The following is a 10798-nucleotide window of genomic DNA, read 5'->3' on the forward strand; positions in this document are numbered from 1 at the left end:
GGTATACATTTACGGTAACAATTATAGATCAATGTTCAATCCTAATGAGATGGTACGAGCGATAGGATAAGCCCCTTTCTGCCATCCCTTTTTCAATGGATCAGCCTCGAAATCAGGAGAAATCCCTTCTGGATTCAAACCAGTATAGTTTTTGGCCATACTAAATACCAGATTCGCCGCACTGGCATATACCCTAAGACCTGATAATCCAATTTTTTTGGATACAGATGCAGGTACAGAATACCCTAGATTAAGATTTCTAAGTGCTACATAAGAGGCATCCTGAACGTTATAATCTGTTTCGGTTTTCAACCGAGCAAAAGCTTGCTCCTCCTTGGAATAATTCAGGTATGAACTTACGGCTGCAGTCGCATATTGCGTCTCATAATAGTTCGGGTCTATATTATAGATCTTGGCTCCGTGAGATCCCTGCCATACCATACTCAAATCAAAGGCTTTATATTTAAAGGTATTGGTAGCTCCCCAGGTAAACTTTGGATAGGGACTACCTAATACCTTACGGTCATTTAGATCAATTTTTCCATTCCCGTCTATATCCTTTACAAAGATCCGCTCTGCGGCCACTCCAATTGGCCAGTAGTTGGTTCCTTTCAAGGAGACTTCACGGTCAGATTCATAACCATAAAACTGAACGAGAGGCTGACCCACTTTAGCTAAGAAGTAGTTATTACGCTTGGTATCACCATTGCTGATCAACTGTTCACTTCCACCAAAATCCTTGAGTTCATTCTTTACTGTGGCTCCAACTAAATTAACTGTCCACGAGAAATTTGGCTTGGCTATTACTCTTCCAGTTACTTCAAATTCAAGTCCCCGATTTTCTACTTTTCCACGATTTACCCAATAGCCATCAAATCCAGTAACACCAGGAATAGGCAGGTATAATAACAATTGGTCTGTTGTAGATTTGTAAGCATCTACTGCCAAGCGAAGACGGTCGTTGAAGAACCCCATATCTACACCCGCATTTAAAGAAAACGTGCGTTCCCATCCTAAATTCCGGTTGGCATAAGATGCGACATTAAATCCTGGAACCACCGCTTCGTTAGTGCCTAAAACTGCACCGCTAGGAGCCACCGTTGCAAAGGCACGATAGTTACCAATATTATTGCTACCGGTAGCCCCATAACTCATCCGGAGTTTAAGCTCGCTAAGCGTACGATTTCCCTGAAGGAATGGCATCTGGCTTACACGCCATCCGAATGAGGCCGAAGGAAAGTATCCCCAACGATTGTTTGATCCAAAGCGAGAGCTACCATCCATACGCGAGCCTACAGAAAGCAGGTAGGTATCGTCGTAAGAATAGTTGACACGCGCCAATGCCGATAGTAAACGGTTTTTCTGGCGGTTCGTTGACAGGGCCGAAGCAGTACCAGCATTGAGCGTCTCTATATTATCAGTTGCAAAATTAATGGCTGAGGACGAAGAAGTATTGGTAACCGTACCCTGTGCCGTCCATCCTGCTACTACATCCAGATCATGCTTGCCGATGGTAGTTTTATAATTAAAGATATTTTCATTCAACCAGTCAATTACCCGACTGTTGCTATACTGACCTAAGGTACTCGCCTTTGCTGCTGCCGCTCCCTGAATCAGCTCATCGACACGGGCCCATGAGGCCCTATAAAAATAATTATCCTGTTGCCTGGTGTAGACCCCAATAGATGTACGAAAGCTTAAACCTTTTAAGATATTCCAATTAACAAAGGAATTGCTTAAGGTACGCAATTCTGTATTGTACATATTCTGGCCCATTACCTGGGTATATCCGTTATTATCACCAGTGGCCGAAAGACTGAGCAAGCCAGTTCCCTTATAAAAACTGTTTCTACTAGGATCGAAATCACGTTGATGAAAATTAGAACCAACTGGTTTTCCACTTACTGCGGCAGTCTCTTCATTATGATACAGGGGCATCCAGGGGGCAATCGAGCGAATCGCATCATGAATAGAAATAGGCATTTCATTCTGAACGGCATAGGAAGGATTGATACTCACACCCATGTCCACATTTTTACCCAACTTAAAATCTACGTTTGCTCTTAGGTTAAACTTGGTATAATCGTTTTTCAATACCACTCCCTTGTCTTTCAATACCCCTGCTGAAATATAAAATTTTGCATTTTCATTTCCTCCTCTGGCACTGAATTGATAATTCTGGAAACTACCTTTTCTAAAAATAACATCCTGAGGGTCGGTATTGGCATTGAATCGTTGAGCTAATGTTATCTGATCCGAGATAATTCCTTCATTATCTCTTTTGACAAAATCTGTCCACTCGTCCAAGGAGGGAATATCCAGTCTTTTAGCAACTTCTTTGAAACCACCATTAATATTAAAGCTGATCTTTGTTTTGCCAGATTTACCCGATTTGGTGGTTACCATAATTACTCCATTTGCGCCCCTTGATCCATAAATTGCTGCAGAAGCGGCATCCTTTAACACCTCTATGGATTCCACATCGTTCATATCGATAGCCGATAAGTCGGTAGGGACTGGATAACCATCCACCACGATTAGCGGCGAAGAGCTTGCCGTAATGGAGGCCGAACCACGAACCTGAATCGTCGGTGCCGAACCCGACTGCGCATTATTGGTCTGTATCTGTACCCCTGCCAGTTTACCTATAAGCGCCTGGTCGGCCCGGGCAACCGGAATTTGGTTCAGATTCTCCGTAGAAACTTTTCCCACCGACCCTGTCATATGAGATTTGCGCTGCGTCCCATAACCTACCACAACTACCTCGCTAAGAGTTTGGTTTTCCTCCGTCATGGTAATATCGAGGGTGGATTGATTAGCAATTACCTTTTCAATAGTTTTGAAGCCAATATAGCTAAAAACCAATGTGGTATTCTGTTGAAGATTGGAAAGCTGATAAGTTCCATTGGCGTCAGTAGAGGTACCTATACTCGTGCCCTTGGCAGTAATGGTAACACCAGGAAGAGCCTCACCGGCTACATCAGTAACCTTCCCTGACACTTGTAACCCTTGTGCCCAGCTGTTGGACACCGAAACAAGACCCAGTATTATCAAACTTAATAGTCGAATTGTAATATACTTTTTCATCGGTCATTGTATTTAGATTGTGATATTCCTAAACCAGAAATCAATTAATTTTTCTTATAAGAAGCGTGAAGAATATGGTCCTTTCCAGCTGAAAATTTGACCATCCAGGGTTACGGAGTGAGTCATTGATGGGTTCGCATCGATATTGCTTAAGGCTATCCGGAAAGCCCTGCCATTTCGAAACTGTACATCAACAATAGTAGCATCAGGCTGATCGTATCGGATTTTGATGTCAGCAACCTCACTTTCTGCTCCGTTGGCTATTTCTGCCTTTGGATCAAAGGCACCATGCGGCTCAATCACGGAGGCAAATGTGCCTCCCTGAGCCCAATTCTGACGAACCATGAAGGCTGTCTCGGGACGTAGGTTAAACTTTGGATCATTAGCACCTACACGCATCATGATCAATTGAGTAGTCGAATCGACTGCTGTTGTTACTGAGTAAAATTTTTCTCCATTTAGCCAGGTTAAACGGGCAGGTGAGATTTTTGGTGTGGCATAGGCTTGTTTCCATAGGTGTTCATACCCATTCTGGTTTCCTAACGCCTTCTGTAATGTTGTCTCCGCCTCGTAGGGGAAATTGGTGTTAATAAGATGACCGCTATAGTAAAAAGGCAGGTCGTACTGATGTTGTTTTTCAGAACTTACCCTGAAAATATCCAGTATAATTGGGTAAGTTAAACTACTATCTTTAAGCAGTATAAGAGTCCGCTGCAGGCCTACATTAGGGTAAGCTGTCGTAGAACGGGCACTTACAATCTGCTGATCGGGATGAGAAATATCCGAGAAGAAGAGTTTTCCCGACTCTTTTTCGGCAACCTTCTCTTTTCCTTGAAAATGCGACTGCTCGTCCACAGTAACCGTGTTATGCGCAATTGTCTGCATGGCAAAACTATGGTTTTCGGGTAGATAACGCCCTCCTGCCTTAGGCTCTACATTTAAGAAGCGTGCAGCACCATAGTCGGAAAGAATTTCATTACCCCCATCGTAAAGTGCCAGCATAAGTTTGTCAAAATGTCCGTGAGAAAGTCCATGACCTGTATATTTAAATAACAAACTCATCTGACCTTGCTCAGCTCGTAATAAAGCCATACCTCCGTCCTGACCTTGAGCACCATCCGTAAACAGTATGGATTTGCGTACGAATCGAGGACTTTTACCCTTCATCATAAGGTCCATCTTGGCGATTTTTGTTCCACCTACTGTTAGTAAAACCCGCTCCTGCTGTCTTGCTATTTCTAGGAGGGAGGCATCTTCTCCATAACGCTGGAAAACGATGGCCAGGGCTGTAACCATCTCTCTGGTATCCCACCCCTTTTCCTTCAGAGCGTCATTAATAGGTAAAAACTTTCCTTTTGAATCGGTTTGTTGTAGCGCTGCGTAAAATGCCTTTTTCAAAATTTGATTTCTGTATTCAAATATCTTACGCTCAGGCATATTTTGTTCTATTGCTTGTGCAAACAAAAAGAACGGCAAAAGGGCGTAACGTACATAATATGGCCCCTCTGTATAAAATCCATCTGGAGAAAATAAATTATCCAGTTGAGACAAAAAACCACCCTTTCCATCCATTTTGGTACCCAGGAGTGCCTGCTGTACCAAGTGTTGATCTCTCAACACAAAACCAGTCATACCCACCGCCGAGACTGCCCAAACGCCATGGTTATGGACCAGATTGAACCAGGACTCGAGGTCCTTGGTAAGGAAACTACTCATAGGACGAAATACGCCTTCCTCAATTTTTTTTCGTTCACCTGCCGTCAAACCGGCCGCAATGGCATCGTAACCCTGTATGCTATACGCAATCCAGTTACAATCGTTAAGGGCCTGATGAAAGAGCCGACCTGGTGAAGAGCCTTTAGCCTGCGGATGATTCCCTAAAGAGGGTATCAGCTCACTATACACCAAAAGCATATTTTTTACGAAATCGGCATACCGTTGGTCTTTCCCTATAGCATAAATGATCCCGGCAGCATGCATTGCCTGATAATTACGTTTATGCTGCTCGTGCGTATACCCGCCCGCCGGATCTTTCGGCACTGGAACGTCCATGGGTCTCTTCAATGCTTCTGCGGCAAGCTGCTCCAACTCAGCATAGCTTTTGTTTAGCAAAGGATACTTACCAAGAGACTCCCGTACGGCCTTCACGTCCTGAGACGTGGTCAAGATGGCTTGCTGTCCGAAACTAGGAGCAGCCTGAACGGATATCATTACCAGTAGTAAATAGAGAAAACGCATTTTAAGGATGGAAAGGGTGCTAAATAAAATTATAAATTTACAGGAGGATCCTAAATAAAATAGGTTCCGCCATTAATTTCCATAGAGGCGCCAGTTACGAAACTCGCTTCGGGCGAGGCCAGGAATTTTACTAACTCTGCTACTTCTTCAGCCTTACCCTCCCGACGTAATGGGGTCATGCCTGCTACTTTCTCACGAACTTCAGATTTGGTGAAGGTATCATGGAAGGTCGTGGCAATCATCCCTGGAGATACGGCGTTAACCCGTATTCCCTTAGGCCCTAGCTCCTTGGCAAGGCCGCGGGTGAAAGTCAACACCGCCCCTTTGGCTGTAGCATAAGCGATAGCGCCAGGTCCTCCTCCATCGCGTGCCGCTTGAGAAGAAAAGTTTACGATCGCCCCACCCGGACTCATAAACGGTACGGAATATTTGGAGACTAAAAAGGCCGATTTAAGATTTACGTCCATAACAAAGTCCCAAAACTCCACATCCATTTCTTCAATGGTTTTACGTGCAACCAGTCCACCTACTACGTTCACAACGATGTCAATCTGTTGCCCAAATTGCTCTACACAGGCACTAACCATCTTTTGAACCTGATCGGCTTTGGTCATGTCACCTTGTACTGCTATGGCCTCTCCGCCGGCTTCGGCAATCATTTCCTTGGTTTCGGCCGCTTGCTCCTCCGAATCAAAATAGTTGAAGCAAACCTTGGCACCAGCCTTAGCGAGCAAAATAGAAATCTGACGACCTATGTCCCGACCTCCACCGGTAACGATGGCCACTTTACCTTGTAAGTTGTTCATGCTTGTATATATAAATTGTAAAAAAAATGCTTACTGATTTGCCCCTAAACCTATATTCCTAGTGATTCCTACATCCTGACCATCGGTGCCTGCCCCCTTTAGAGGAGAGGTAGAGATCAGCGTATAATTCATTTCCTTGGGATTTTCAAAGACCGTAGGAATGTTAGTAATATTCTTTTGAGGGATAGGGTAAAAGGACTCAAGCCGTCCAGCCTCGTAGAAATTGCAGTTGGATAACCCATTGACAGCCCAGCCATAATCCTCGTACCTAATGCTGCGCCCCGCTCTCCCGCTATTATGAAAGATACTATTACGGATATCACTCCATTGCACCCCCATCACCTTCAGTACATGGCCCAACTCTACATTGCCTACCGCATCGAATGTGCAATGATCGATCGTCAGGAAGGGGCCTAAAGTACTTTCATCATTCCCTCCCCGATATAGGTCCAATGCGCCTGTTAATATATTTTTAAAAAGGCAATTTTCTAAAATGACATATTCTGCATTATAAATCCCTTTATCTTCTTTCTCTGATGCCAAACTCAATACATCCCCAGAAATATTATAGAAAATACTATTTCGGAATTGAACTGTATCGGCATAAGTGCCTTTACTGGCTCTAAATGCATTCTTCCGACTATCAGCCAAATTTGAAAACGAACAGTCATCCACAAACAGATTATAATGCTCAATCATAGGTTCCGTAGTAGTCCGAATGATACAGTCGGCCACACCACTCTCAGAGGTGCCATTAAAGGATATCCCTTTTAAGCGCAGGCTCCCTTGATTTTGAATTATAAAGAAGGCGAAATTCCCCCCCTCCCCTTCGAAAGTTACCTCGGGCCGGTTGCCTAGTCCCGAAACCGCTCTGATTTCAATTGGGGAATTAATATAAACTGTTTTCGATATAAGATAACGTCCCGATTCTGTGAGCTCAATAATGTCCCCTGCTGCGGCAGATTCAACCGCGCGCACCAAACCGTCCTTATCTCTCAGTCCTACCTTATGAACTACAGAAGGCCTTACTTCATTTTTCTTTTCCTTTTCAAACCAATCGGGACCTATCTCCTGGAGTGTCCAGGGCAATGCCAATTTCTTGCTGTTAATTACTGCTCCTGCACGATCTGCCTTTCCTCTGGAATTACCCATGAGATCAGTTTTCGGATCGGTAAGCGTTTGCCCTTTGGCTAATAATTGATCGTCAACTGGATATAATAATCCGTCAGCTCCCTTAGCGATTTTAAATTTGACATTCTGCATTCCTGATAAAAATGGAGATTTGGCAAGCTCTGTTTTATTCCCAGAGAACTGTATCCCCTTCAGATCCGTATAAACATGAAAAAGACTGTCGACTGAAGGATTATAGAATACATTATTTACAAATCTTACATTTTCAGGATCTGCCGTTCTTTCCAGATCTTTCCCTGCGCCCAATTCAATATGATCGCAGTTGACAAAAGTATTATAGGCTATGGTCACATCCTTTACCTGGTGGTACCGATTAATAGGTGAGTCGGGGACGGCATTCATGATGGTGAGCGCCGAACGAAACCGATCACCCTTCAAATCCGCAAAATAATTATTAATTACACGATGGCCTGCATTGATGATCCGCACGCCACCAGTATGTGGCTTTCCATTTCCCAGAAAATAATTTTCTTCAATTCTATTATTATTGCCATGGCGTAAAACCAATCCACCCTCACATTCTACAAATCTGTTTCTGCGGATCAGATTATCACCTGATTTTATTGAAACAATCTCAACTTCTCCGTTACAGCGATAAAAATAATTATCCTCTACTATGGTGCGGGATGATGTCAGCGAGTAGGTCGATACTCCTATTCGAATGGTTTCTCCTCCATTGGAACCTAGTCGTGGTCTTGGGCCGAAATAATTATGATCGATACGATGATAGTTGTCCCTGTTTCTTTCGTCATTAAGGTTTACCGCCAAGGTTACTCCCCCATTTTTCTTGCCCGCTATATAATTATGATCGAATCGGTTGTGTTGACCATATAATTGAATCCAGGTGTCCTCATCGAACCGATCCTCTTTATTATAGGAATCGATCACACATTGTGTAACTCTACTATTAAAGGCCAGTTTGTCTGCGTTTTCCCTAAACTCAATGACCGCTCCCTTTTGAGTATGTCCGTTTCTAAAATAAAGCCCATCAACAATAAGGTAGTTTCCAGATATTTTTAAACTAGAATTCCCTTCCATGAAAACCTTACCCCTGGTTTCGGCCTTCAATACGATTGGCTTGGTAGCAGTGCCAGTACCCCTAAAAACCAAAGCCACGTTCGACCATATTCCGGAGGCCATTATAATGGTATCACCTGCCTGTACACCTTCCAATGCCTTTTGGTAGGCAGCAAGGTCTTTTACCAGGATAGATTTACCATTCGACTGCCCTGCGTATAAGGACAAAAGCGCTACAAAAGCCAGAGTAAATAAATGTTTCATATATTAGTAAAATACAATTTAGTACCTATTCGTCCTTTTTCCTTCCCTTCTTTGTATATACTAAAGGTAGTAGCCAAATATGACTTATCCCAATAATTAATTGATCTATTCTGCTCTATTTCAGCTTTTTTTTACCGATAACGGTACCGGCAACGTTGCCGGTAAATAATTTATTTCTAAAAAAAATGAAATTAATTATAGCAGATAACTTGCAAAGGTTATACCTTGCTGCTCTAAAGGCTATATGATCTGAATGACAACAGGAGATTTCAGGTCTTTGAAAAGTCTTCTAACTTTAAAATGTGATATTTACTACTTGACAAAACCTATATAATCTATGAACAGATCAGGATATAGACCCGACAAGCCTGCCACCATTAAAGATGTTGCGAAGGCACTTAATATCTCCATTTCTACCGTCTCCCGAGCCCTGCGTAATAAACCTGACGTCAATCAAGAGACGCGACAGTCTGTTTTACGAATGGTGGAAGAACTGGAGTATCAGCCAAATCAGATAGCCCTTAGCCTGATCACTCAAAAGACACATACTATTGGTGTAATTATTCCTAACCTGGACTACTTTTTCTCTATGGCCGTAAGAGGAATAGACGATATGGCCCTTGAAACCGGTTATACCGTAATGATTTGTCAGTCTAACGAATCCTACGCCAGGGAGCTGGTTAATACGCAACGCTTGATGAAGGGGCATGTGGACGGACTAATTGTTTCCAATTCCAGTGATTCCATTAATACCGAACAGTATCAACGTTTGCTCAGCAAAAATTTCCCGATCGTTTTCTTTGATCGGGTTAGCAGTGAATTGGATGCAACTAGCGTTGTTCTCGATAATATTTCCGGGGCAACCCAGGCGGTTACGCATCTGATTGAACAAGGTTGCCGTCGTATTGCTTATCTAGCTGGACCCGCCAATCTTTCGATTAGTCAGCAACGTATGATTGGTTACAAGCATACCTTGGAAAAGTATGGTCTTGCTATAGATGAGTCATTGATTGTATTTAGTGAATTTGATAGAGAATTTGCTTATAGGTCGACTTTGGCACTAATAGACAGCCCCAATCGCCCCGATGCAATATTTGGTGTAAGCGATCGGCTTATTGTTGGCGCACAATTAGCGATCAAAGAAAGAGGCTTGAGAATCCCCGAGGATATTGCCTTGGTTGGATTTAACGATGAACCGGTAGTAAGCTTACTCACTCCTCCCATCTCGAGTGTGGCTCAGTCGGCCTTTGAAATGGGTCGAATGGCCGCCAAACTGCTGGTCGAACAGCTCAACAGTGAACACATTTTACCTAGCCAGACCATCATGCTGAAACCTACTCTCATTAAGAGAGCTTCATCGATCCGTAAGCCTTAGGAGCCAGCTCGACTTAGTAACCATTAGGCATGAAAAAAAAATTTAGTAGACTTTTAAACCTCATCTACTTTCATGACTCTAATGGGCTGAACAAAACAAAATTTAAGCCAGATGAAAAAAGTATTAATGATGGTGCTGCTATTCGCTAGCACAACAGCCTTTGCCCAACGTCCGAATCAAGGAGGCACGCCAGAGCAACAAGCCGAAAAACAAACTGCTAGACTGACTGAGAGCCTCAAACTCTCTGAGGAACAAAAGAAACAAGTATATGATTTAAATCTAAAGCGCATGACCACCATGAGTGAAATGCGGAAAGCAGAGAATATGGACCGCAGCAAAATGAAAGAGTCTAATGAGGTCTTTAATGCTGAACTGGCCAAAATTTTATCGCCCGAACAGCAGGAAAAGCTAAAGGCGATGGAGTCTGAAAGAAAAGGTCAGGGACAAGGCGGGCGCCAGGGAAGACCCAGAAACTAGCAGATCAGTAAACCACCTCCCTCAAGTCGGGCCATCCAAAGTGGTCCGACCTCTTTTTATTCCCTTAATAAAATTAATCTAATAATTTGAATAAATTATTAATGACTGAGTAGTCAATATCAGTTGCAGGCTTTCTAATGACATACAAAATAGGATACATATAGGACGAGGCGGCTGCTTACCATATACCAGCAGTTTAAGAAGCATCCTAGAGTGGTAACGAGAGGTACCTCCACCTTCTTATGCAGCATGTAAGGGTCAGTATTAATCCTATTGATACAACATTGACCACTCGAACCGGATGATCCTTGGGAGCCAGGTCTTTCATACTTATAGGAAGCAG

The 10798-nt window shown here is 43.2% G+C and carries 6 protein-coding genes; 2 read left to right on the top strand and 4 right to left on the bottom strand.

From position 1 onward, the window contains the following. Window positions 1-21 precede the first annotated feature (21 nt). The 4 genes from X939_RS0104350 to X939_RS0104365 are packed head-to-tail and all read right to left on the bottom strand — an operon-like array spanning window position 22 to window position 8603. Window positions 22-3087, bottom strand: a complete 3066-nt coding sequence (locus X939_RS0104350) for a SusC/RagA family TonB-linked outer membrane protein (protein ID WP_025762046.1) — start codon at window positions 3085-3087, stop codon at window positions 22-24. 54 nt (window positions 3088-3141) lie between these two features. Next, complete coding sequence (locus X939_RS0104355) at window positions 3142-5325, bottom strand: alginate lyase family protein (protein WP_044198482.1); 2184 nt, start codon at window positions 5323-5325, stop codon at window positions 3142-3144. Window positions 5326-5375: 50 nt separating this feature from the next. Beyond that, window positions 5376-6131 (bottom strand): SDR family NAD(P)-dependent oxidoreductase, encoded by a 756-nt coding sequence (locus X939_RS0104360; protein WP_025762048.1) that lies wholly within the window; start codon window positions 6129-6131, stop codon window positions 5376-5378. 30 nt (window positions 6132-6161) lie between these two features. Beyond that, window positions 6162-8603, bottom strand: coding sequence for a polysaccharide lyase 6 family protein (locus X939_RS0104365; RefSeq protein ID WP_025762049.1), 2442 nt, complete (start codon window positions 8601-8603; stop codon window positions 6162-6164). Between the two features lie 337 nt (window positions 8604-8940). On the opposite strand from X939_RS0104365, the gene X939_RS0104370 reads away from it, so the two are divergent. Continuing rightward, the gene (locus X939_RS0104370) at window positions 8941-9978 is read left to right on the top strand and encodes a LacI family DNA-binding transcriptional regulator (protein WP_025762050.1); all 1038 of its coding nucleotides are present in this window, start codon (window positions 8941-8943) and stop codon (window positions 9976-9978) included. A gap of 111 nt (window positions 9979-10089) precedes the next feature. Then, window positions 10090-10455, top strand: coding sequence for a DUF4890 domain-containing protein (locus X939_RS0104375; RefSeq protein ID WP_025762051.1), 366 nt, complete (start codon window positions 10090-10092; stop codon window positions 10453-10455). The last annotated feature ends 343 nt before the right edge of the window (window positions 10456-10798 follow it).

This window comes from Dyadobacter tibetensis Y620-1 (genome assembly GCF_000566685.1).
GTDB lineage: Bacteria > Bacteroidota > Bacteroidia > Cytophagales > Spirosomataceae > Dyadobacter > Dyadobacter tibetensis.